This window comes from Winogradskyella litoriviva (genome assembly GCF_013249065.1).
Classification (GTDB): domain Bacteria; phylum Bacteroidota; class Bacteroidia; order Flavobacteriales; family Flavobacteriaceae; genus Winogradskyella; species Winogradskyella litoriviva.
Window position 1 is genome coordinate 195460 of sequence record NZ_JABRWQ010000002.1, and the last position, 23636, is coordinate 219095.

A 23636-nucleotide genomic window follows, 5' to 3' on the forward strand; every position below is an offset into this window, starting at 1 on the left:
AAACAACAGCTCAAAGATGAAGAAAAATTTTATAACAGGTCTTGCTTTAACTAAAAAAATAACTTTAATAGCTGCCGTTGCTGCTACCTTAGCTTTACAAAGTTGTGGTGAAGAAGACGGAAGTCCAAGAATTAAAGATGCGCAAGAAGAAACAATTTACGAATCTACTAAAGGTGTAATAACTGAAGTTGAAGAAATTGAGCCTGGTGAAGATTATAAAATTATTGATGAGCGCCTTATTGATGATAAGGAAAAATCTATAGCTATTGTTCATAATTTAGAAGGAACTGTAGACACCTTATCATTAAGAAAATTAAAAGAGGATAATTCTTCTTCTTACCGTCACTCTGGCCTAAGAAGTATTTTATATTATTCTTTAGCAAGCTCGTACTTTAATAGAAACATGAATAATGTTTCTCCTAAACAGAGCAACTACAAAAACGCTTCGGCTTATAACAAGTCTGCAGGTTTAAAAAATGATTTAAAGAGTTCGGCTACATCTCGTCGTGTTAGTGTACCTGGTTCATCATCTAAAGGCTATGGCAGTGGAAAGTCGTTTAGATCGTTTGGAGGATAATCGTTTTAAGGAAATTAAACGCCTTAAAAAGAAACACGTACCAAATCGTTTACATTGGTTTTTAGGAGAAGATTATTTTTCTGAAGAGCTCCTTGGTATCTACCGTTCAGAAATTGAACAATTACGTCGTATTTCTGATGAAGCCTTCTATTTGTTTCAACGCGCTACAGATAAAATTATTAATGAAGACAGGTTAGGAGATTTAGGTATTCCGCTTTCATTTCAAAAATGTATTATTCATAGCTGGAAAAATAAAATTAAACACCCTTTCCTTTATGGTAGATTTGATATTAATGGTGGACTAAAATCTGATTATGGAAAAATCATAGAGTTCAACGCTGATACTTGTAGTACCATACCAGAAACTCTTTTATGGCAACCACTTCAGCTGGCTGAATTAAAGGGAAATTCACAAAGTTTTAATACGTTAAGTGATGATATAAAATCAACACTTTCTAATTTAAAAAGTACTCTAAACAAGCAAAATCCCACATTTTTAGGCACCTCTTTTGGTTATATTGAAGATGTAGAAAACGTTAATTGTATTATAGACATTGCTTACCAAGCTGGATTTAAACCCATGTACTCAGATTTAGAACATGTTACATTTTCAGATGAAGGTGTTTTCTATGAAATTGGAGGTGAGTTTGAAGAAATCAATGTCCTTTTTAAAATGGTACCTTGGGATTGGATGTTTAATGACGAGCCAGAATTGGCAAGAACCTTATCTGATTTAATTTGCAATGATAAAGTAGTCGTTTTAAATCCGCCATATTCAGCCATTTGGCAGAATAAAAAATTCTTAGCTTATATTACTCAAAATTTTCCTAATAACGTAATTGCAGAAACATATTTACAACAAGAAGCACGATTAGGAGAATATGTAAAAAAGCCCATTTATGGTAGATTAGGTGAAAATATTGCTATTGAAACTGCAACAAAAGCAAGACAAGAATCTGTAGGTGATTTTGGCAACCAAGAAATGATTTTCCAAAAATATTATCCATTAAATCAAGATTTAGAAAAATATTATTACCAAATTGGTATGTTCTTCACATCCAAAGCTTCAGCTCTAAATTTAAGAGCACAAGAGTCTCCAATTATTACAGATGATTGTGAATTTATGTCGCATTTTATCATTTAAAATCTTACATTTTTTTTGTAATAATTTTCCTTGAAAATCTTCAAAATTACATCCAAATTTTATTATTGTAACTTTGCGACGAACTAACGAAAGCTAACAATGATAAGAGATTACTGGAATGAGGAATGGAAAACTGTTGTATTTGATGATAACATCGATGACAATGAGAAATTTAAGATTTCAAACTTTGGACGTATAATTAATTGTAAGACAAGTGAAGAAACGCTTGTAAAAAAATACTACATCAACGGCTATCAAAACTTACCTGTTAAACAGAAAAAAAATGGTAAACAAACCAGTAGATATGTCCATAAACTTGTTGCTGAGCATTTTTTAGATAAAAATGATGGCCTTTACGTTATTCATTTAGATTATGATAAGACAAATAATCACGTGGATAATTTAAAATGGGCTACCAAAAGAGAAAAGGAGATTCACCAATTTAGTAATCCTGCTTATAAAACAATGGTTCGTAAAAAACCATCAAATACTAAGCTTACAGAAACTAAAGTAAAATTGATAAAAAGAAAGATTAACGATCCAAATCGTAGAACAAGAATGAAAATGATTGCAAAACAATTTGGTATTTCTACAATGCAACTTTACAGAATAAAATCTGGTGAAAATTGGAAATCAGTTACAGAGCAATAGGCTCTAGTTAAAACCTGGTGTAATTACACCAATAGCTTCTCCTCTTTCAATCTGTTTGATAATTACCTTGTCTGAACTAAATGAAGACATGAGTAATTTCTGAATTTTTTCGGCATCGAAGGGTTTACAAGAAAAAATATCTACAGCTGCAAATTGATGTTCTGGCCAAGTATGTATGCTTACGTGACTTTCTTCTAATAATATAAAACCTGTAACACCAATAGGTTCAAATTGCTTAAAGGACTCATTCACTTTAGACAATTGTAACTCTTCTACAATAGCATTTAAAACCGTTTTAACTTTTGGAATAAAAGAAATAGTTTCTGCTTTGCAGTTGTAAACATCCCAAGTGATGTGTGTGCCTAATGAAGTTTTCAATATAGATAAAAGATTATTGGGACTTTTAATTATTCTTCTCCAGAATAAGAACTCATCATTAATGCCATAAATTCTTGAGGGTCGTATGCTTTTACTAAACTTGTATAAGACTCATCAGAATCTACTTCTACCATTTCTGGCAATGACTCTCTTGGCCCATAATCCCATGTAACTTCATTAATAACATCTCTAACAACATCATAATTACCTTCCATAGGAATTCCTAAAAAAGTAACTTCTTTATTTGTTAAGTTAGCTGCATAAGTATCTTGATATAATTCTGGTCCGTAATACTCATCTGCCAATAAATATTCTGACAATGATGGATTAACCATATAGACATCAGATGTAAAATTAAATTTAATAATACTATCATTCTCTAATGTTAGTTGATGCTCTCCTTTGCCCATTTCTACCCAAACGACTTCTTTAGGAGGTACTACAACTCTAAGTGTATCTACCACAACTTCTACTGAAAACTCAGTTGGATTGTCTATTGCTAAGTCTACATTATTACTACAAGATGTAAAGAATACTGCAGATAAAATTGAAAGTATAAAGAGCTTTTTCATTGAAAATAATATTTGTTAAACGCAATATAAGAATATTTGTGAGTATTCCCTTTGATTAAACTTCAAAATAAACATGCCAGTCTAAATTCAATAGAATAATAATATGAAAATAAACTCTTATGATAATTGAAAATCATTTATTAAACTTCTTTATTCTCCTTTGGCACTCTAAAAAGCAGAATTATACCAATAAAAAAGAATACAACTAGAAACAAAATTGCATAACGCATAGAGTAATTCTCGGATACTATTGCAAAAATCAACATACCTATTACTATTCCTATCTTTTCTGCAACATCGTAAAAACTAAAATACGAAGTAGTATCTTCTGTTTCTGGTAAAAATTTTGAATAGGTTGAACGACCCAAAGATTGAACACCTCCCATTACTAAGCCAACAAAACCTGCTGCAATATAAAATTCTAAAGGTGTATTCATAAAATAAGCATAAATGCAAAGGCACATCCATAAAAAATTAATGGCAATAAGCGTTTTAACACTGCCAAATTTTGAAGCTGCACGTGAGGTTAAAATAGCACCTAACACAGCGACTAATTGAATTACTAAAATACTAACAATGAGTCCTATTGTTTTTTCACTATCTGTGCCCCAATTAATTTCTTTTTCACCAAAATAAACAGCCATTAACATTATAGTTTGCACTGCCATACTAAAAACAAAAAAAGCATTTAAATAGCGTTTTAATCTTAGATTTAGTTTTAACTGAGACCAAACAGATTTTAATTCTCTAAAACCATTAAAAACTACATCTTTTGTTACTTTATGACCAGAAGAAACTCCTGCTGGTAAAATATAAAATGTGTATTGACTAAATAAAGCCCACCAAATACCAACTGTTATAAAAGAATAACGCATCATTTCTATTTTATCTGCATTATCTTCTTGGCTCATTACCATTACTAAATTTACTATTAACAATAGTACACTTCCTATATATCCCATAGAAAACCCTTTTGCACTAATACTATCTTGTTGCTCTTCAAAAGCAATATCTGGTAGATAAGAGTTATAAAATACTAAACTTCCCCAATACCCAATTAAACCCATAAAATAAAACATAAGGCTTAAGTGAATATAATTACGATCAAACCAAAATAAGCCAATACAACCAACAGATCCAACATAACAAAAGAACTTCATAAAATTCTTTTTATTACCAACATAATCTGCAATTCCGGATAATATTGGAGACATAATTGCGACTATTAAAAATGTAAAAGCTGTGACAATTGTAATTAATGTTTCTTGTTTCATTTCAAATCCAAATGCCGCAACTAATTCTTCTTTCGAGTCAAATAAAGATGAATAAAATAAAGGGAATATAGAGGATGCTATTGTCAATGTATAGACAGAATTCGCCCAATCGTAAAAAGCCCAAGCATTAAGAAGTTTTTTACTTCCTTTTTTAAATTGATTCATAAATATTATTCAGTTAGGTTATAAGCTTAGCTAAAATGATGTTAACTACAAATTAAAGAACTCAATCAGTATTAGCTATTTAGCAAAAAAAAAGCTACTCAAATTGAGCAGCTTCTAAAATAATCAAATATTATTAATCTATTAGTTGATTGGTCTAAATGATGTAACACCAAATTTTTTAGCCTCTTCTTTAGCCCAAGGCGCCAATTCTTGTAAGTTTTTAATTCTGGTATCATTACTTGGATGTGTACTTAAAAACTCTGGTGGAGCTTCTCCTCCACTATTAGCTTTCATACGTTTCCATAGCTCTGCAGCCTCATCTGGATTATATCCTGCAATGGCCATTATAAGTACGCCCACTCTATCCGCTTCTGTTTCATGACTTCTACTAAAAGGAAGCATACCAGCTACGTTAGATACCACACCAAAAGATTGATTAAAAATACCTAAAGCCTGTTCATCACTAGCTAATGCCACATTACCAGCTACGGCTAATCCTTGTTGCAAATATGCAGCACTCATTCGTTGTTGTCCATGGTTTGCTAGAGCATGCACTACCTCGTGTCCCATAATAGCTGCAACACCAGTTTCATTAGCTGCTATTGGCAAAATACCAGTGTAAAAGGCTATTTTCCCTCCTGGCATACACCAAGCGTTAACTTGTTCTGATTCTATCAGTGTATATTCCCATTTGTAATCGTCTAAATAACCATGATTGCCGTTAGCAACCAACCAACGCTCTGCAGCAGCGGCAATACGTTGACCAACTCTAGTTATCATTTCGGCATCTGATGTACCTGTTATTACTTTACTTTCAGATTTTACTTGATTGTATTGAGCGAAAGCCGATGGAAATAATTGATCATTACCAACAAATGCCATTGTTTTTTTTCCTGTAAAAGGATTCGTTGCACAAGCATAAACAACAGCCAAAATGACCACAAGGAATATTACTTTACTATATTTCATGGTAAATAATTTTATTATAAGTTACTAAAATACAAAAATGAATTTGTTTCTATAAGACACAAAACTTACCAAATGGTCACAGCTCTTCATTATAAATCAGACTTTGTACCAATAATATGTAACTCTGAAAAATTCTTGTGTACAACAATTGAGGTTACACCATTAACTTTAATACTTTCTAATTCTAATTTCTCATTATCTAATTGAACTTCGACAACATCAAATGGTAATCCATGAAATTTAATATTAAAAGTCTCATAAGGTGTAACAAACTTTCCTTCTTTGTATTGATTAATGATTAACTCATTAGACTTTCCATTAAGTGAAAAATTTCTTAAGCTATACCTACCTTTTGTATAATCGAAACCATCATTAGCATCACTAAATAACTCACTTTTTTCTTTACCTTCTTTGTAGTAAACATCTAAAGTTATTTCTGTAATTTCCTTTTCACCAACATATTGTTGAATTGGATATTTAGGAATAATAGCACCTTCTTTTACAAAAATTGGCATACTGTCTATATCTGCATCAACCCACATTTCTTTGCCTCCTTTTACAATTTCATCTGTCCAGAAATTGTACCATTTTCCTTTTGGCACGTACATGCGTCTTCCTTTGGCATTTGGTTCTAAAATAGGACAAGCTAAAATTTGCTCACCAAAAATAAATTCATCCGTTCTATAATGCGTTTGTACATCTTCTTGATCATACAACACTAATGATTTTAATAATGGTGTTCCGTGATCGACATAATTCCAAAATGCTGTGTATAGATATGGTAATAATTGATAACGTATTTCAATGAATTTTCTAACAATATCTGTAACGTCCTCATCAAAAGCCCAAGGTTCTTGATCGCCATGATCTCCTGAAGAATGCACTCTGAAAAAAGGATGAAAAATTCCTAATTGAATCCATCTTGTAAATAATTCGCCTTGCGGTTGCTCTGCAAATCCTCCAATATCACTACCAACAAAAGAGAAACCAGACATTGCCATACGTTGCGATTGCATATTGGCAATCCATAAATGCTCCCAAGTTGCAACATTGTCTCCTGTCCAAGTAGACGTATAACGTTGTGTACCTGAATAAGCTGAACGTGTAATAACAAATGGTCGCTTAGGATAAGAATATTTCTTTAAACCTTGATAGGTTGCTCTCGCCATTTGCATTCCATAAATATTATGCGCTTTTCTGTGACTACAAGGGTTTCCATCATAATCGTGACGAACATCGTCTGGAAAAGTTTTGTTTGGCACTTCCATAACAGCAGGCTCATTCATATCATTCCAAACACCTTTTACCCCAATATCTTCAATCAGTTCTTTGAACAAACCAGACCACCAATCTCTTACTTCAGGATTTGTATAATCTGGAAAATAACATTCTCCAGGCCAAACTTTTCCTTTCATATAATCACCATCTGCGCGTTTACAGAAGTAGTCTTTTTCTAAAGCTTCTTTAAATACAGAGTATTCTTTATCTATTTTAATTCCTGGATCAATAATGGCCACAGTTTTAAAACCGTCATCTAACAATTCCTTTACCATACGTTTTGGGTCTGGAAAATATTCTTTGTTCCATGTAAAACAGCGGAAACCTTCCATATAATCTATATCTAAATAAATAGCATCACATGGTATTTGTAGTTTTCTAAACGTAGACGTTATTTCTTTAACCTTACTTTCTGGATAGTAACTCCATTTGCATTGGTGAAAACCTAATGCCCAAAGTGGTGGTAAATGGTGAGGCTTACCAGTTAAATCTGTGTAACTTTCTACAACATCATTCATCTTTGGACCGTAGAAGAAATAATAATTCATCTCACCTCCTTGTGCCCAAAAACTAGTAACATTTCTACGTTCTTGTGCAAAATCGAATGATGACATAAACGTATTATCAAAGAAAATTCCATAGGCTTTTCCATGATGTAAACCTGTATAAAACGGAATAGCTTTATATAAAGGATCAGTATCCTTACCGTAAGCATAAGAATCTGTTGCCCAGTTGCTGTAGCGTTTTCCTTTTAAATTTAAATGATTAGGTTTATCTCCAAGACCATAATAGCTCTCACCATCATTAGACGTTTTGCTCATCTTAACAATATTGCCACCATATTGGTAACTTTCTTCCCAATGAAATCCGCCTTCGTCTTGATTAATAAGAACACCGTCTTTTGCATCGTAGATAGAAACTCTCATATCATCTTTTGAAATTTCGCATCGCAATTTTGATGTTGTTATTTCATAATATTCCTTTCTATCTTCAATCTCTAATTTATTATAACCAATACTTGCATATTTAGTTATAGCATATGAAAAGTCGTTATTAAAATTTCCGACAGTTGTATATCTAAAACGCAACAAACTATCTCTTACAACTGTTAACTCTAAAATAACATCATTTGCAGCTGTAAAATAAAGTTTATCAACATCCTTCTTAAAGTCTATTATATTTGCTGGAAATAAATTTCCTTTATTTTCTAATTCTGTATTTACAATCATTGATCCTTCTTTTGCAAAAATTAATCACAAAAAAACGGAAAAAATCCAAGAATTAAAAGGGTTCTAAAAGGTTATTAAAAATTGTTGTGAACTACAGCGTTATTGAGATAAATTTTTACGATTAAATGAATTAATTAGCATAATTCAATAGTTTTCGTAATTTTTTTACTTTTAAATGAGATTAATAAAAGTCAAAACATAGCATTTTACTCATTCTAACTAAAGGATTTAATGAAATTTTTAACTAATGATACCCTAATTTCATAATTATTAATGCAATACAGCCCAAAATAATTATCATATAGAGCATTTTTAATTTTGTATTTGTACAAAGAAACAGTCCGTTTATAGCTAATACGGACATAAAACCGGTTTCTAACCTAGTAAACAGCACACCAATAATTAGCGCAATAAAAATAAGATGCGACCATGTGTTTTTAGGTTTTATTAAAATAGCCATTGCAGCTATAAACTCAACAAAAATAGTTAACCAAGCAAAAATTTGACTTCGATATCTAAGATTTGGTATAATATCTTTTAGCACAATTGTTTCGCCTAAATTAGGGTTTGTTTTACTTAAGTTCATTAAATTATCCGAATTACTTTTTGCTATCTCAATACTTTCGGGAATAAATTTCATAAAAAATTTAAATAAGGCTCCAAGATTTATAACACTATAATAAAAATCTCCACTAACAAATTGAGGAGATAATACTTTCTGAACAACTGATGCTAAAACAACAATTACAAGAACTAATTGAATATTCTTTACAAAAAACTCCTTCTCCTTATGGTAATAAAAAAATATAACTGCTAGTACCATAAAAAACAGAACAAAATGATGATTGGCTACCCAAAAATAAGAATGGATTAAGTCTATTGAAAGCAGTATTAAAAATGAAAACCAAATGATTGGATGCCTAGTTTTATTCCTATAATTGAACCATAAGATCAACCCAATTATAATAACTGGTATTTTCCAAAATAAAGCGTCTTTTAGTAAAAGAAAAACATAGACTCCCAGAAACAATATTAACAATTGCTGGCCTACTTTAATTTGGTCTTTCCATCTGCTTTTTACATCTAACTTATACTTCACAAACTCGATTTTTTAACTTGAATTTCATGAGATAAAACCCTAGTATAAGTTCCTTCTTTAGAATTAACTATTGGCTTCCAAATCTGTACATTTATGCTATCTACGTGTGTTGTTTCTAAAACTAATTTAGCTACTTTCTCTAAATTATCACTGTTAGGCATTACCAATAATCTACCAAAAGTAGATTGCATTTGCTCATTATCTTTTACTAAAGAATCTACTGAAAAGCCTGGAATATATATTTGATTATATGCATAATGTATTTCTGTATACATACCATAGCCTCCACCTTTCCATCTACTAAGGTCTTTTGTTTTAACCAAAAACAACTGAACAGCTACTATGATTATCGCAAAAACTGGAATTCCATATTTTAATAAAACTATTTTTGTTACGTTCTTCAATTTTTGAATTTGATTAATAAAAGTGATAAAAATGAAAGATTTGTAAACTTAAGAAAACATCTTTTATAATTTTATCCATAATTAAATATTATCCCTTATATAAAAAGCCTAATATATTGAAAAACAAAAGACCTTTCTGGTATAAACTAGAAAGGTCCTAAGTGATTTTAAAAATCTTTAAATTATTTAGACTTCGATTTTGGTTTAACTTTTTTAGTCGATTTTGATTTTGACGTAGTCTTTGTTTTAGAAACGGATTTAGCTACTTTCTTAGATTTAGTGCCCAACTTATGTTCATATTTAAAAGCTACCATTCCTAATGGTGGAATATTAATTTCAATAGATTGATCTCTAAAATGCCAAGGGTCAGCTTTCGTGGTTTTTATACTATTCTTATATTGACCGCTACCAAAGTATTGCTCTAAATCACTATTAAACACTTCTTTTAGTTTTCCTTTTCTAGGCATACCTAATTTGTAATTTTCTTTAGGAACAGGTGTCATATTACACGCAATGATTAAATCATCTTTCTCATTGTTTCCTTTTCTTATATAGGTGAATACCGAATTTTCAGAATCATTATAATCAATCCATTCAAAGCCTTCAGCAGAAAATTGTTTTAGATGTAACGCTGGTTCTTTTTTATATAGTGTGTTTAAATCTTTTATTAATGCCTGTACTCCTTTGTGTGGATCGTATTGCAATAAATACCAATCTAAACTAGCTTCAAAATTCCATTCACTACTTTGCCCAAATTCTGCACCTTGAAACAATAAATTGGTTCCAGGATGAGTAAACATATAACTATATAATAATCTTAAATTTGCAAAACGTTGCCACTCATCACCAGGCATACGTCCTAAAATAGATCTCTTACCATAAACAACTTCATCATGGCTTAGTGGTAACATAAAATTTTCTGTAAACGCATAGGTCATAGAAAATGTTAAGTCATTTTGATGATGTTTTCTATAAATTGGTTCTTTAGCAAAATACTGAAGTGTATCATGCATCCAACCCATCATCCATTTCATACCAAAACCTAAACCTCCCATATATGTTGGCTTAGAAACCATTGGAAATGCTGTTGATTCTTCTGCAATTGTCTGTACATCTGGAAAAGAAGAATAAACCGCTTCATTCATTTCTCTTAAAAATGACATCGCTTCTAAATTTTCTCTACCACCAAACATATTTGGTTCCCATTCTCCCTCTTCTCTACTGTAATCTAAAAATAGCATTGATGCCACAGCATCAACTCTTAAACCATCTGCATGGTATTGATCTAGCCAGAATATAGCATTACTGATTAAAAAAGATTTAACTTCATTACGACCATAATTAAATATTAAACTTTTCCAATCATTATGGTAGCCTTTTCTAGGGTCTGGATGTTCGTAAAGTGCAGAACCATCAAAGAAACCAAGTCCATGAGCATCTTCTGGAAAATGAGAAGGTACCCAATCGAGAATAATCCCAATATCGTTCTGATGTAATTTATCTACCAATAGTTTAAATTCTTCAGGATAACCAAATCGAGAAGTTGGTGCAAAATAACCTGTTACCTGATAGCCCCAAGAAGGATCGTAAGGAAATTCCATTACTGGCATTAATTCTACATGCGTAAAATTCATATCTTTTACGTAGGCAACCAATTCATCTGCCATTTCAACATAAGACATAAATCTGCCTTCTTCAACTTTCTTTTTCCAAGACCCTAAATGAACTTCATAAACCGAATATGGCGCATCTAAAGCGTTGTGCTTTTTACGCTTTTTCATCCAAGACTTATCTTTCCATTTATAATCATCATCCCAAACTATGGATGCTGTTTTTGGATTGTGCTCTGCTCTCCTTGCGTAAGGATCAGCTTTTTCGGTTTTAATATCATTATTGTTACTTTGAATTTTGTATTTGTAGGTACTACCTTTACCTGCACCAGGAATAAAGCCTTCCCATATTCCGCTAGAATCCCAACGCACATTTAGTTGGTGTTCTCCTTCAACCCAAAAATTAAAATCGCCAATGACGGAAACATGCTTTGCGCTTGGTGCCCAAACTGCAAAATAAACACCTTCTACGCCATCAACAGTTGTGATATGAGACCCGAATTTTTCGTATAAACGATAATGTTTACCTGCTTTAAAAAGATTGATGTCGAATTCTGTGAAACGACTGTGTGCAATTACTTCTGCCATAAATTAGTTATTAATTATATTTGATATTCCTTTTAACGGAATAACTGCCCAACGAGGACGTGAATTAAGTTCGTAACCCAACTCATACACTGCTTTCTCTAGCAAAGAATATTTTAATAAAAAAATACGCTCTTTACTGTAACCTATATTGAGATTTGCTTCTTGTACATTTGTAACATATGTCTCTAAAAAGACGCTTTTTAAATATTGGTAAAGGATTTCTCCGGCTTCAAAAAGATGCTCTTGGTTTTGCTTATAGAATTCTGAATTATTAAAAATAGTGGCATAAATTGCATAATGAAATGAACGAAATAAACCAGCAATATCCTTTAATGGTGGCTGTTTCACCTTTCTATCTCTAATAGTACTTTCTGGTTCACCTTCAAAATCTAAAATATAAAAATCATCATCTTTAACTAATATTTGCCCCAAATGATAATCTCCATGTACCCTTATACGTTCACCTTTTAACTTCGTCCAATCAAAATCTACAAAACGTTTACGAATAAGATTCTTTTTTTCTAAAAATTCATTGGCTAATTCTAAGGCTAATCCATCGAGTTTATGCAAACTATTCTCAATGGTATTTAATCTATTTTGAAATTGATATAGCAATCTATTTTTTAACCAAACTTCATAATCACCGTTAAAATGCGATGGTGTAAAAGCTGTATCTTCAAACTCACTGCCCAATGCTATATGCATTTCTGCAGTTCTTTTTGCCAATGTTTGAATTTTTGTAAATACATTGAGACCTACCCAATCTATAATCTGAGCTGGAACATCGCTTATTTTTAAATGACCATAATCTTCAGTTTTTGGTAATTGCGAAATATCTATTCTCTTATATTCTAAATTTGAAAAGACCTTATGAAACTCCGTTAGCATATACTCCCAAGCATCACCTTGGTTCTCTACCATTTCTTGCATTAAGCCTATGGTAATATTAATGTCTTGGTCTTTTATTTGTACGCTTCCTAAATAGGCTGGTGTATTTTTAAAATCTTTTTTATCTGAAAGAAAACGACTCATTTCGTAATCTGGATTACGGTCTGAATATATTCTTCTAAAGAATTTTAAAACATATTTCTCATTGTAAACAATAGATGTGTTACTTTGTTCTAATCCCATATAACGAGAAGACTCATACTTACAGTCTTTAAACAATTCACTTTTGTGATATCTTACAAGTGTTTTGTCTTTAGGAATAGCGGTTAAAATACGTTCGAACACAACTTTTCTAAAGGCTTCTAGGTTTATTGCATCTATAATAAAACCTTCTTGATTTTGAATACTTATAGGTAAAATTCTATCATCTTGAGCAAAACTTTCATCTGAAACAAACGCAATAGGCAAAAAGTAATGTTGATAAAATGATTCGTCAAAATTAACTTCTAATATAAGTCCATAATAAACCTCGCCATCTTTCTGAATTCTAAAAGATTCAGCCAATTCTATATATTTAAGATGACTTGCTTTGCCACCATACCAGCGTTGCTTAACAATATAGTTTTCGAGAACATCAGACAAAAACACCTTTATAAACTCTTTATTTTCTAAAAGTTCTTCCCATTTATTATTAAAATTGTATGAAGATGGTAAGGCTTTATCTATTGTCTCTTTATTTGTCATAACTACTTATTAATTTTAAATATATGAAAAGGTAGTGCTGGATGCAATTCTACATAATTCCATTCGTTATGCCAATTATAGCTACTTGCCGTAACTAAATCTTGTACTTGTACTCTGTGACCTGCTCCAATTCCTAGTTCAGTTAATGGCAACTGTACATTTCCTTGTTGCGAATAATATTGATCTAAACTAATGATGATTAATATTTCATTAGTTTTTGAGTCGTTCCATTTATAAAAAGCAATTAAATTATCATTCTCAACATTCAAAAACTTGATATTATTAGTTTGTTGCAACGCTTCATTTTGATGACGAACGGCATTTATTTTTGAAATCAACAAGGTTAATTTACTCACCTTAAACCAATCGTAGTGTTTAACTTCAAACTTTTCGGACATGTAATATTCCTCTTTACCAGGAATAGCATCATCTATCATTTGCTCAAACACTGGTCCATAAATGCCGATGCTAGAACTTAAGGTTGCTGCCAATGCATATCGTTGTAAATACTTAGCCTCGTTAGCGCCTTGTAAATGGTATGGATTAATATCTGGTGTATTGGGCCAGAAATTAGGTTGCATATATTCTCGCTGATCGGTTTGTGTTAATTCTGTTAGATATTCTATAAATTCTTGTTTAGAGTTACGCCAAGTAAAATAAGTGTACGACTGTGTATAACCTTGTTTTGCTAGCTGTTGCATTACTTTCGGTTTAGTAAATGCTTCTGCCAAAAACAATACATCTGGGTGTTTTTTCTTTACTTGAGCTATAAGCCAATTCCAAAAATAATACGGTTTAGTGTGAGGATTGTCTACTCTAAAAACGTTAACTCCACAGTTAACCCAATATAGCATTGTATCTAAACACTCATTCCACAAATTTTTATAGTCTTTACTCTCCCAATAAATTGGTAAAATATCTTGATATTTTTTGGGTGGATTTTCCGCATATTGAACCGTTCCGTCTGGTCGCCATTTAAACCAATCTGGATGAGACTCTACCCATGGATGATCTGGTGCTGCTTGCAACGCATAATCCATAGCTATTTCTATATTGTGCTTTTTTGCTTCTTTTATTAAATTTTTAAAATCTTCTACTGTACCCAATTGAGGATGTAAATCTTTATGTCCTCCATGTTTAGAACCAATTCCCCAAGCAGAGCCTGCATCACCATCTTTAGCTTCTGTGGTATTATTTTTACCTTTTCTATTAACCTCTCCAATTGGATGAACAGGTGGAAAATACAAAACATCAAATCCCATTTGTTCTATACGTGGCAATAGACGTTCGCAATCTTTAAATGTTCCGTGTTGTCCTGCAATTTCTGAGGCAGAACGAGGAAAAAATTCGTACCAAGTACTAAATCTAGCCTTCTTTCTATCAACATAAACTTCAAGTTCTTTAGACTCATTAGCTAAATGTTTGTCTGGGTATTTTGTAAAAAGTGAATGTAATTGAGAACTCAACGCTTCTTTAATGGCTTCGTTATATTTGCTTTCGTCATTAAAACAAGCGATACAATAGTTTAGATAATCTTTTTCTTCTTTAGTTGCATTTTTTAATAAAGGCTCTAGTAAGGTTACACCTTCTAATAATTCTGATTTAACATGTTGATTATCATCAATTTTTCTATCAATACCATGTTGCCAATTAAGAGCGTGATCTACCCAACCTTGTACTTTATAGGTGTAGAACCCTTGTTTTTCTAAAGAAAACGACGCTTTCCATTCGTCATTTCCGACGTCGTACATTCTAACTTCGCTCCAAGTTTTATTTTTTTCATGCTTGTATAATACAGAAGCAGCAATAATATCGTGCCCATCTACAAGGACGTGAGCATCAACATTTACAACCTCATTTACAATACGTTTTATAAAAAATTCTCCGCAGTTAATTTGAGGTTTTACTGCTTCAATGACAACTCGACTTTGGTTTAGCATTTTGTTGGTTAAATTTAGCGTTACAAAAGCAAAGCTAATAAAATTAGCTTCGTTTTTTTTAGTATAGAAAAAGTTATTACCGTTAAGAACTAACTATTGTATTATTGTACCTGAAGGAATATGAGCATCCTTTTTTACCACAACAATTCCGTCTTTAACAAAATAAGTATCAGTCTCTTGGTCCTTAAGTTTTTTACCACCATTAATTCTAACATCATCACCAATTCTACAATTTTTATCTAGAATAGCATTTTTAATAAAACAACGTTCTCCAATACCCATAAATGTACTTACTTTATGTTGCTGTACCTCCTCTAATGACTCATAACGGTCATTACCCATCATGTAACAATTAATAACTGTTGATTCTGCTCCTACTCTAGAGCGCAAACCAATAACAGAGCGTTCAATTTTAGCTGCATGCACTATACAACCGTCTGATATTACTGCTTTTTCTAATAACGTTCCAGAAATTTTAGATGTAGGCAGTATTCTTGCATTGGTGTAAATACGCTGTTTATTGTCGTATAAATTAAACTTAGGAATTGCATCAGTTAATCCTAGATTAGCTTCAAAAAAAGAATCTATGTTTCCTATATCTGTCCAATAACCTTCATATTGATAACTTAATGTTTTGTGTTTATTTATGGCTTCTGGAATAATTTCTTTTCCAAAATCTACAGTTCCATCATCCTTCATTAATTCAATTAACAAGTCTCTATTAAATATATATATTCCCATAGAGGCTAAATAATGACGTCCTTGATTATTCATCTCCTCACTTACATTAGAAGTCCAATCTGGCAATAATGAAGCATCTGGTTTTTCAATGAAGGATTCTATAATATTATTCTCATCAGTTTTCATAATACCAAAAGACGTTGCATCTTTTGCAATAACAGGATAGGTTGCTATTGAGATTTCTGCACCACTATCTTCGTGCGCTTCTATCATTTCATTAAAATCCATTTGATACAATTGATCACCAGATAATATTAAAGCATATTCAAAATCGTGCTGTAAAAAGTGATGCATACTTTGACGAACTGCATCTGCGGTGCCTTGAAACCATTCTCCACTTTGAATTGTCTGTTCGGCAGCCAAAACATCGACAAATGCCGAACTAAAAAAACTAAAATGATAGGTATTCTGTATATGTTTATTTAGAGATGCAGAATTAAACTGTGTTAACACAAACATTCGTTTTATATCTGAATTGATACAATTAGAAATTGGTATATCTACCAACCTATACTTACCAGCAATTGGTACAGCAGGTTTAGAACGATTTTCGGTTAAAGGGTATAATCTAGATCCTTGCCCACCTCCAAGAATAATGCTTAATACTTTATTATTTATCATTGTTTATTTTTATAGATTTATAAATAGCTTCTGTTTGTTTTGCAATGGCTTTCCAGTCGAAAAAATCTTCTACACGTTTTCTTCCATTTTTTGCCATTTTAAGTTGTAATTCTTTATCATTAATTACTTGATTAACACCTGCTGCCAAATCCCTAGAAAATTGGTCTGGATTAACAGGCTCAAAAGGTGCCAATTTCTGTTGCTCTAAGTTTATTAACAATCCGGTTTCTCCTTCTACAACAACCTCTTTAATTCCACCAACAGCACTTGCTACAACAGCCGTTTCACATGCCATGGCTTCAATATTAATAATCCCAAAAGGTTCGTAAATGGAAGGACAACAAAATACATCTGCATGAGAATAAAGTTGTATCACATCTTTTTTATCGAGCATTTTATCAATCCAAATAATATTATCTCTAGTTTTAGATGCTTCCTTAACAGCATCTTCCATTTCTTTACCAATCTCTTTTGTATCTGGTGCACCTGCGCAAAGTACAACTTGTGTATCCTTGTCTAAGTATTTTATTGCATTTACTAAATGAATTATTCCTTTTTGTCGTGTAATTCTTCCAACAAACAAAACATAAGGTTTGTTTTTATCTATGCCATATTCATCTAAAACGGACATTTCTTCTACAACAACATATTGTTCTAAATCAATTCCATTATATACAACTTCCACTTTACTTTCATCAACATTAAAATGTTTAAGAACATCTTCTTTTGTTTCTTTTGATACTGCTATTAAAACGTCTGCCATTTCAATAGCTGTTTTCTCCACCCAAGAAGACGCGTCGTAACCTCTACCTAACTGCTCTCGTTTCCAAGGCCTTAGAGGTTCTAAAGAATGAGTTGTAATTACTAATGGTGTTCCGTAACATAATTTAGCCATAATACCAGCAAAATGCGCATACCACGTATGGCAATGAACAATATCTGCATCAACTACGTCCGCATTCATTAACAAACCAGTACTTAATGTTTTAAATACTGCTTTTAATTTATCGTCTGCATTATCAAAATTTGGATTATCAAACGGAAAACCTTTTACGCTTAAATTTTTATTTGTAACGTCTTGATCCCCAAAAGCACGCACCTCTACCTCCATTAATTTTGCCAATTCACCAGCTAAATATTCAACATGTACTCCTGCTCCGCCATAAACATATGGAGGAAATTCTCTTGTAAAAAAAAGTGCTTTCATTGCGGTTGGTCTGTAAGGTTTTTAAAAAAGGTAGACTAATAACACAAATTATCAATCAATTAATTAATTAATTAATTAATTAGAACTTCAATTTACAACTAAAAATTAAAATTTTAAATTAAAAATAGAGTTAATTTTCAAGTAAAAAAGAATTTTAAGTAAGTGATAATACCCAAGCCTAACCTATTGTACTTATTCTAGAAATATTAGATTGAAAATGAATCCCTTATCTTTAACAAAGAAAAAAAATATGAAAAATTACATTCTTTTATTTGTTTTTATATTAAGTATAAGTTGCTCTTCAACTGCTCAAAAAAAAACCACAAATGAGAAAAACACTTTTCCCATTACTAAAACTGAAGCTGAATGGAAAGAACAGCTTACAGATGAGCAATATTATGTGTTAAGAGAAGCAGGAACAGAACGTCCATTTTCTAGTCCTTTAAATAAAAATTATGAAAAAGGCATTTATCATTGTGCAGCTTGTAACACACCTTTATTTAAAAGTGAGCATAAATTTGATTCTGGCTCTGGTTGGCCAAGTTTTGATAGAGAAATAGAAGGAAATGTAGCTTTTGGAACTGATACTAAAATTGGATATACTAGAGACGAAGAACATTGTGCAACATGTGGTGGCCATTTAGGTCACATGTTTAACGATGGCCCAAAAAAAACCACAGGAATACGGCATTGCATTAATGGTGACGCCTTAATATTTGTGCCAAGCAAATAGCATCAAAACTTTATAGCATTAGGTTATTTATATTTTGTTTTTTATTTTTCAAAAAATTAAAACCCTTAATTCCCCTTACAAATAACAATGTTGTGTATGTATTTACACATTTTAAATTAAGTAAATTATGAAAAACAATTTAGCAAAAATTAAATCTGAAATAGAAAATTATGCAAAATCTACTAATAAATCCGAATTAAAAGTATTAGAACAATTAAATGACTATTACTTTAATAAAAAAGTCAAGGATAATTTAAAACTATATAAAAAAGGAGAGAAAAAAGTTAGTGACATAACTAAAGACTTAAAGATTTCACCTCGTAAACTCTATGCTATACTAAAGGAAAAAAATATAGCACATAAAACCTACAACAAAACAAAAACGGAATAAATCAATAATTCTTTTTTATAAATAATTAGTTACTCAATAGTCCTTAAAAATAATAGGCTTTGTAAACGTCATTTTAGATTAATCCATTTAATGACGGTCTTCTTTTTTTAAAGAGACTTAAGAATTGTTCGTTGAGTTTAACGTCTTACTATTATTACATGGTAGTTAGCTGTAAACAAACTAAGTAGAAATAATAATCCCCAAAAAGACGATAAACAATTTATTATTTTTCAACAAATATGTTTTGAAAATGGCTTAAATTAAAACTATCCAAGTATTTCATTTTATATTTTGATTTAGAATTTGTCATTTTAATATTTTGAATTTCATATTTTTGTAGCTTGAAAGAATTTAATAAAAAAACTTACGCATGAGTAAATACGATATTATTGTTTTAGGAAGTGGTCCTGGAGGCTACGTAACAGCAATTAGAGCATCACAATTAGGATTTAAAACTGCAGTTGTAGAAAAGGAAAATCTTGGTGGTGTTTGTTTAAATTGGGGTTGTATCCCAACAAAAGCCCTTTTAAAATCTGCTCAAGTTTTTGAATACCTTAAACACGCTGAAGATTACGGATTAAAAGTAAAAGATTATGAACACGATTTTGAAGCCGTTGTAAAACGTAGTCGAGGTGTTGCTGAAGGCATGAGTGGTGGTGTAAAATTCTTAATGAAGAAAAACAAAATTGATGTCATTGAAGGTTTTGGTAAATTAAAAACTGGAAAAAAAATTGATGTTGACGGTAAAGAATATTCTGCTGACCACATTATCGTTGCAACTGGTGCACGTTCTCGTGAATTACCTAGTCTGCCACAAGATGGCGAAAAAGTTATAGGTTACAGACAAGCCATGAGCTTAAAAAAGCAACCTAAAAAAATGATAGTAGTAGGCTCTGGTGCTATTGGTGTAGAATTTGCTTATTTCTACAACTCAATGGGCACAGAAGTAACTATTGTAGAGTATTTAGACAAAATTGTACCTGTTGAAGATGATGACGTTTCTAAACAATTAGAACGTAGCTTTAAAAAATCTGGTATAAAAATAATGACCTCTTCTGAAGTAACTTCTGTTGATACCTCTGGCAAAGGCGTTAAAGCTACTGTTAAAACTAAAAAAGGCGAAGAAGTGTTAGAAGCTGATTTAGTATTATCTGCAGTTGGTATTAAATCAAATATTGAAAACATAGGACTAGAAGATGTTGGTATTGCTGTAGATAGAGACAAAATCTTGGTTAACGATTACTACCAAACAAATATACCTGGTTATTATGCAATTGGAGATGTTACTCCTGGCCAAGCTTTAGCACACGTTGCATCTGCAGAAGGTATTCTTTGTGTTGAAAAAATTGCTGGGCAGCATGTAGATAAGTTAGATTACGGAAACATTCCTGGCTGTACTTACTGTTCTCCTGAGATTGCAAGCGTAGGATTAACTGAAGCCCAAGCTAAAGCAAAAGGATTAGATATTAAGATTGGTAAATTTCCATTTTCTGCATCTGGTAAAGCAAGTGCCAGTGGCGCAAAAGAAGGTTTTGTAAAAGTAATTTTTGATGCTAAATATGGTGAATGGTTAGGATGCCACATGATTGGTGCAGGTGTTACTGATATGATTGCTGAAGCCGTTTTAGGAAGAAAGCTAGAAACTACAGGACACGAAGTTTTAAAAGCTGTACATCCTCACCCAACAATGAGTGAAGCAGTTATGGAAGCTGTTGCTGATGCTTATGATGAAGTAATTCATTTATAGGAGAAACTCTTCCTTACCTTCCCTGAAGAAAAGATAGATTATTTAATAGATATAAAAAAAAATGCGATTCAAAATTGAATCGCATTTTTTATTTTTAAAACCGAAACCCGGATTTTAACATAAAGCTAGATGGTGAGCCAAAATTATAATTGTAAATATTATTGGTTTGATTTATCTGATAATTAAATGAGCCTTTAAGATATAAATCATTATTAAAATCATATTGCAAGCCTGTAGATACAGACGCACCTACTTCTTTAGACAAACCAGTTTTGGTTTTATAAAAATCTAGCTTAACACCAGACAGAATGCTTAACTTGTCTGTTACTTTTATTTTAAAAAGTATTGGAACTTCAATTAAACTGATTTCGAAATTTTTAAATTCATGTTGCCCAGCCGTTAATGAAACATTTTCTGATAAAAATATTCCATTGACTTGTAAACCCCAGTTATGCGAAGCAAAATCTTCTTGTAACAATTTGAATTGAGATGATTGTTGAGCATAACAAAATATAGAAGTTAGGAGATAAAGTATTAGAGTTGTCATAAAAATAAAATCGTGGTTATTAGTAGTTTTCATAACGTTAAAATTTATAGCCTACACCAAAACGTAGAGTTCTCCGTGCTCCCGAGTAAAATTCCCCAAAATCTACTTGATTGGTAAAACTATAACCATACCTTCCTTCTACAAAAAAGCGCTTGGCAAAATTATATTGCACGCCTATTTCTAACGATAGTCCTAGAGGGTCAAATTTTTCTCCATCACTTACTTCATCAACCAAAAAATCTAATTTTGGACCTGCAAATAAGCTCAACTTCTCATTAAAATTATACTTTAAAAATAAAGGCACTTCTATAAAGTGATAATCATCAGTAAACGAAAATAATAACTCATTTTGAAAACTCCACTTTTCACTTAATCTAGTTTCAGAAAAAAAACCACCGTAAAACTCCAAACCTTGATAACCTGGTGTGTTATTGGCGCTAATATAACTTTGATTGAGACCGCCTTTAAAACCAAAGGTTGTTTGATTTTTAGTAAATTGATTTTGCTCTTGTGAGTGGATTGCAGTAAAGAATGTTATAAAAATAACACTACTTAGTAATAGTTTTTTCATAATTAATTGATTTTAGTTATGACACAAAACTATTCCTCGTCGCTGTTAAATATTACTAACTAGCTCATAATTAAACTAAAAGAAAAAGTTAATTAATTCTAAAAACTCTTAATTTTATTATGAGACTAAAACCAAATATAGAGTTCTTATTAGATTTTATTAAAGGTTTTTATAAAGTATAACCTATACCTAAAAACAAACCATTTGGTGAAATCTCCTTAAAGCCTATTACATACTTCATGTGGAAATCTATTTTGGGAGTCACCTGATATGCTAAACTTAAATCTGCTCTTACTTTTAGTTTAGCATTAAAAAAATCAAAAAAATAATTTAAACTAGGTCCAACTAAAATATGAAAGTTATCGAATACTTTATACTTAAAATATAAGGGAGCGTTTAAGAAATTAAAATCATTAAGGCCAATGTAAATTAACTCCGTCTGAAAACTATAATGTTCTTCAATCTTAAAATCAGCAAATAAGCCACCATAATAACCAGTTTCTGCTTTAGAAAAGCTTCCAAAACTAGCTTGATTTACTTTAAAAAACGTATAATTAACACCACCTTTAATTCCAAATTCAGTTTGCGCACTGCCAGTGTGATACACCAAAAAGATTGCGACAATTAAAATGGAATTAAGGTATAATTTCATGTTTTTTTGAAATTAATCAACTAAGAAACTTTCAATAGCCAAATCATAACTTTTTAAACCAAAACCTAAAATGACTCCTTTGGCATTTGGCGAAATATAGGATTGATGCCTAAACTCTTCTCTAGAAAATGTATTTGAAATATGAACTTCAACAACTGAAGTTTTAATTGCTTTAATGGCATCACCAATACCTATAGATGTATGTGTGTAAGCACCAGCATTAAGAATTATTCCGTTGTATGTAAAACCTACTTCTTGTATTTTATCAATGAGTTCTCCCTCAATATTAGACTGGTAATATTCTAGTTCAATTTTTGGGAACTTTTTCTTTAATATCTCCAAATAATCTTCAAAGGTTTGACTGCCATAAATCTCTGGCTCACGCTTGCCTAAAAGGTTCAAATTTGGACCATTTATAATAATAAGTTTTTTCATACATTTAAAAAAATAACAGACTGCTAATCAAATTTTAAGACAAATTTTAATTTAATAATTTAGAGTGCATAATAGTATATAAAAAACTGATTTAGCTATAAAAAAATAGCCAAATTTTTCACTTTATTTTTATAAATAAAACTCTATCTTTGAAATCTAATCAAATTAATTATAATTATGAAAAAAAACTTATTAAAAGGTGCTTTCTTAGCATTCGCAGCATTATCAATGACAGCTTGTTCAATAACAATGCCTGTAACTGCAACTAGTAACTCTGTTGGTTCTAAAGTTGGTACAGCTAAAGCTACAGTAATTTTAGGAGTTTTTGCTTTTGACGAAGATGCAAGTATCCGTACTGCTGCAAAACAAGGTGGAATTACTAAAATATCTACAGTAGATATTAAATCTACAAACGTTTTAGGCCTTTATGGTACTTACGAAACTATTGTAACTGGTGAATAATTCCAAGTACATAACAAAA

General features: G+C 31.4%; 23 protein-coding genes. 7 read left to right on the forward strand and 16 right to left on the reverse strand.

Features of this window, described 5'->3' with window-relative positions:
* The first annotated feature begins 16 nt into the window (after positions 1–16).
* The 3 genes from HNV10_RS04805 (at position 17) to HNV10_RS04815 (ending at position 2372) form a co-directional block, all read left to right on the forward strand.
* Positions 17–577: a hypothetical protein gene (locus tag HNV10_RS04805; protein ID WP_173300219.1), complete on the forward strand. Its 561-nt coding sequence runs from the start codon at positions 17–19 to the stop codon at positions 575–577.
* The gene (locus HNV10_RS04810; RefSeq protein ID WP_173300220.1) at positions 540–1721 is read left to right on the forward strand and encodes a glutathionylspermidine synthase family protein; all 1182 of its coding nucleotides are present in this window, start codon (positions 540–542) and stop codon (positions 1719–1721) included. Before HNV10_RS04805 ends, HNV10_RS04810 begins: the two co-directional genes overlap by 38 nt.
* A gap of 99 nt (positions 1722–1820) precedes the next feature.
* Positions 1821–2372 (forward strand): HNH endonuclease, encoded by a 552-nt coding sequence (locus HNV10_RS04815; protein ID WP_173300221.1) that lies wholly within the window; start codon positions 1821–1823, stop codon positions 2370–2372.
* Positions 2373–2375: 3 nt separating this feature from the next.
* Here the strand turns inward: HNV10_RS04815 and speD are convergent, their stop codons facing one another.
* From speD to glgA, 12 genes are all read right to left on the reverse strand, one after another.
* Entirely contained in the window at positions 2376–2750 is a 375-nt protein-coding gene (speD, locus tag HNV10_RS04820) for an adenosylmethionine decarboxylase (RefSeq protein ID WP_173300222.1), read from the reverse strand.
* Between the two features lie 29 nt (positions 2751–2779).
* The gene (locus HNV10_RS04825) at positions 2780–3322 is read right to left on the reverse strand and encodes a hypothetical protein (RefSeq protein ID WP_173300223.1); all 543 of its coding nucleotides are present in this window, start codon (positions 3320–3322) and stop codon (positions 2780–2782) included.
* Positions 3323–3462: 140 nt separating this feature from the next.
* Positions 3463–4761: an MFS transporter gene (locus tag HNV10_RS04830; protein WP_173300224.1), complete on the reverse strand. Its 1299-nt coding sequence runs from the start codon at positions 4759–4761 to the stop codon at positions 3463–3465.
* 141 nt (positions 4762–4902) lie between these two features.
* Positions 4903–5730 (reverse strand): M48 family metallopeptidase, encoded by an 828-nt coding sequence (locus HNV10_RS04835; RefSeq protein ID WP_173300225.1) that lies wholly within the window; start codon positions 5728–5730, stop codon positions 4903–4905.
* Between the two features lie 89 nt (positions 5731–5819).
* Positions 5820–8237: a glycoside hydrolase family 31 protein gene (locus HNV10_RS04840; protein ID WP_173300226.1), complete on the reverse strand. Its 2418-nt coding sequence runs from the start codon at positions 8235–8237 to the stop codon at positions 5820–5822.
* Between the two features lie 244 nt (positions 8238–8481).
* Positions 8482–9336 carry a hypothetical protein gene (locus HNV10_RS04845; protein ID WP_173300227.1) on the reverse strand — a complete coding sequence of 285 codons (855 nt, stop codon included), beginning with the start codon at positions 9334–9336 and terminating at the stop codon, positions 8482–8484.
* Positions 9333–9740: a hypothetical protein gene (locus HNV10_RS04850; RefSeq protein ID WP_173300228.1), complete on the reverse strand. Its 408-nt coding sequence runs from the start codon at positions 9738–9740 to the stop codon at positions 9333–9335. Before HNV10_RS04850 ends, HNV10_RS04845 begins: the two co-directional genes overlap by 4 nt.
* A 182-nt stretch (positions 9741–9922) precedes the next feature.
* On the reverse strand, positions 9923–11938 hold the full coding sequence (glgB, locus tag HNV10_RS04855; protein ID WP_173300229.1) for a 1,4-alpha-glucan branching protein GlgB: 2016 nt from the start codon (positions 11936–11938) through the stop codon (positions 9923–9925).
* A gap of 3 nt (positions 11939–11941) precedes the next feature.
* A complete protein-coding gene (locus HNV10_RS04860) occupies positions 11942–13570 on the reverse strand; it encodes a maltokinase N-terminal cap-like domain-containing protein (RefSeq protein WP_173300230.1) in 1629 nt (542 codons plus the stop codon).
* Positions 13571–13572: 2 nt separating this feature from the next.
* Positions 13573–15510 carry an alpha-1,4-glucan--maltose-1-phosphate maltosyltransferase gene (locus HNV10_RS04865; protein ID WP_173300231.1) on the reverse strand — a complete coding sequence of 646 codons (1938 nt, stop codon included), beginning with the start codon at positions 15508–15510 and terminating at the stop codon, positions 13573–13575.
* 93 nt (positions 15511–15603) lie between these two features.
* Positions 15604–16872 (reverse strand): glucose-1-phosphate adenylyltransferase, encoded by a 1269-nt coding sequence (locus tag HNV10_RS04870; protein ID WP_173300232.1) that lies wholly within the window; start codon positions 16870–16872, stop codon positions 15604–15606.
* On the reverse strand, positions 16862–18079 hold the full coding sequence (glgA, locus tag HNV10_RS04875; RefSeq protein WP_173300233.1) for a glycogen synthase: 1218 nt from the start codon (positions 18077–18079) through the stop codon (positions 16862–16864). The genes HNV10_RS04870 and glgA overlap by 11 nt, the downstream gene beginning before the upstream one ends.
* A gap of 250 nt (positions 18080–18329) precedes the next feature.
* Between glgA and msrB the strand changes: the two genes are divergently transcribed.
* The 3 genes from msrB (at position 18330) to lpdA (ending at position 20950) form a co-directional block, all read left to right on the forward strand.
* The gene (gene msrB / locus HNV10_RS04880; protein ID WP_173300234.1) at positions 18330–18812 is read left to right on the forward strand and encodes a peptide-methionine (R)-S-oxide reductase MsrB; all 483 of its coding nucleotides are present in this window, start codon (positions 18330–18332) and stop codon (positions 18810–18812) included.
* Positions 18813–18939: 127 nt separating this feature from the next.
* Positions 18940–19203, forward strand: coding sequence for a hypothetical protein (locus tag HNV10_RS04885; protein ID WP_173300235.1), 264 nt, complete (start codon positions 18940–18942; stop codon positions 19201–19203).
* Between the two features lie 370 nt (positions 19204–19573).
* On the forward strand, positions 19574–20950 hold the full coding sequence (gene lpdA / locus HNV10_RS04890) for a dihydrolipoyl dehydrogenase (RefSeq protein ID WP_173300236.1): 1377 nt from the start codon (positions 19574–19576) through the stop codon (positions 20948–20950).
* 94 nt (positions 20951–21044) lie between these two features.
* On the opposite strand, the gene HNV10_RS04895 is transcribed toward lpdA, so the two are convergent.
* The 4 genes from HNV10_RS04895 to aroQ all read right to left on the reverse strand — a co-directional run bounded on the left by HNV10_RS04895 (position 21045) and on the right by aroQ (position 23155).
* Complete coding sequence (locus tag HNV10_RS04895; RefSeq protein ID WP_173300237.1) at positions 21045–21530, reverse strand: hypothetical protein; 486 nt, start codon at positions 21528–21530, stop codon at positions 21045–21047.
* Positions 21531–21534: 4 nt separating this feature from the next.
* Positions 21535–22068 (reverse strand): porin family protein, encoded by a 534-nt coding sequence (locus HNV10_RS04900; RefSeq protein WP_173300238.1) that lies wholly within the window; start codon positions 22066–22068, stop codon positions 21535–21537.
* Between the two features lie 169 nt (positions 22069–22237).
* Complete coding sequence (locus HNV10_RS04905; protein WP_173300239.1) at positions 22238–22720, reverse strand: outer membrane beta-barrel protein; 483 nt, start codon at positions 22718–22720, stop codon at positions 22238–22240.
* Between the two features lie 12 nt (positions 22721–22732).
* On the reverse strand, positions 22733–23155 hold the full coding sequence (gene aroQ, locus HNV10_RS04910; RefSeq protein WP_173300240.1) for a type II 3-dehydroquinate dehydratase: 423 nt from the start codon (positions 23153–23155) through the stop codon (positions 22733–22735).
* 177 nt (positions 23156–23332) lie between these two features.
* Here aroQ and HNV10_RS04915 point away from each other — a divergent pair, with 177 nt between their 5' ends.
* Positions 23333–23617 carry a TRL-like family protein gene (locus HNV10_RS04915; RefSeq protein WP_173300241.1) on the forward strand — a complete coding sequence of 95 codons (285 nt, stop codon included), beginning with the start codon at positions 23333–23335 and terminating at the stop codon, positions 23615–23617.
* The last annotated feature ends 19 nt before the right edge of the window (positions 23618–23636 follow it).

Excerpts from the sequence above, each read along its gene's own strand:
- HNV10_RS04805 (WP_173300219.1), top strand. The coding sequence starts at position 17 with ATGAAGAAAAATTTTATAACAGGTCTTGCTTTAACTAAAAAAATAACT.
- HNV10_RS04810 (WP_173300220.1), top strand. The coding sequence starts at position 540 with ATGGCAGTGGAAAGTCGTTTAGATCGTTTGGAGGATAATCGTTTTAAG.
- HNV10_RS04815 (WP_173300221.1), top strand. The coding sequence starts at position 1,821 with ATGATAAGAGATTACTGGAATGAGGAATGGAAAACTGTTGTATTTGAT.
- HNV10_RS04825 (WP_173300223.1), bottom strand. The coding sequence starts at position 3,322 with ATGAAAAAGCTCTTTATACTTTCAATTTTATCTGCAGTATTCTTTACA.
- HNV10_RS04830 (WP_173300224.1), bottom strand. The coding sequence starts at position 4,761 with ATGAATCAATTTAAAAAAGGAAGTAAAAAACTTCTTAATGCTTGGGCT.
- HNV10_RS04835 (WP_173300225.1), bottom strand. The coding sequence starts at position 5,730 with ATGAAATATAGTAAAGTAATATTCCTTGTGGTCATTTTGGCTGTTGTT.
- HNV10_RS04840 (WP_173300226.1), bottom strand. The coding sequence starts at position 8,237 with ATGATTGTAAATACAGAATTAGAAAATAAAGGAAATTTATTTCCAGCA.
- glgB (WP_173300229.1), bottom strand. The coding sequence starts at position 11,938 with ATGGCAGAAGTAATTGCACACAGTCGTTTCACAGAATTCGACATCAAT.
- HNV10_RS04860 (WP_173300230.1), bottom strand. The coding sequence starts at position 13,570 with ATGACAAATAAAGAGACAATAGATAAAGCCTTACCATCTTCATACAAT.
- HNV10_RS04865 (WP_173300231.1), bottom strand. The coding sequence starts at position 15,510 with ATGCTAAACCAAAGTCGAGTTGTCATTGAAGCAGTAAAACCTCAAATT.
- HNV10_RS04870 (WP_173300232.1), bottom strand. The coding sequence starts at position 16,872 with ATGATAAATAATAAAGTATTAAGCATTATTCTTGGAGGTGGGCAAGGA.
- glgA (WP_173300233.1), bottom strand. The coding sequence starts at position 18,079 with ATGAAAGCACTTTTTTTTACAAGAGAATTTCCTCCATATGTTTATGGC.
- msrB (WP_173300234.1), top strand. The coding sequence starts at position 18,330 with ATGAAAAATTACATTCTTTTATTTGTTTTTATATTAAGTATAAGTTGC.
- HNV10_RS04885 (WP_173300235.1), top strand. The coding sequence starts at position 18,940 with ATGAAAAACAATTTAGCAAAAATTAAATCTGAAATAGAAAATTATGCA.
- lpdA (WP_173300236.1), top strand. The coding sequence starts at position 19,574 with ATGAGTAAATACGATATTATTGTTTTAGGAAGTGGTCCTGGAGGCTAC.
- HNV10_RS04895 (WP_173300237.1), bottom strand. The coding sequence starts at position 21,530 with ATGAAAACTACTAATAACCACGATTTTATTTTTATGACAACTCTAATA.
- HNV10_RS04900 (WP_173300238.1), bottom strand. The coding sequence starts at position 22,068 with ATGAAAAAACTATTACTAAGTAGTGTTATTTTTATAACATTCTTTACT.
- HNV10_RS04905 (WP_173300239.1), bottom strand. The coding sequence starts at position 22,720 with ATGAAATTATACCTTAATTCCATTTTAATTGTCGCAATCTTTTTGGTG.
- aroQ (WP_173300240.1), bottom strand. The coding sequence starts at position 23,155 with ATGAAAAAACTTATTATTATAAATGGTCCAAATTTGAACCTTTTAGGC.
- HNV10_RS04915 (WP_173300241.1), top strand. The coding sequence starts at position 23,333 with ATGAAAAAAAACTTATTAAAAGGTGCTTTCTTAGCATTCGCAGCATTA.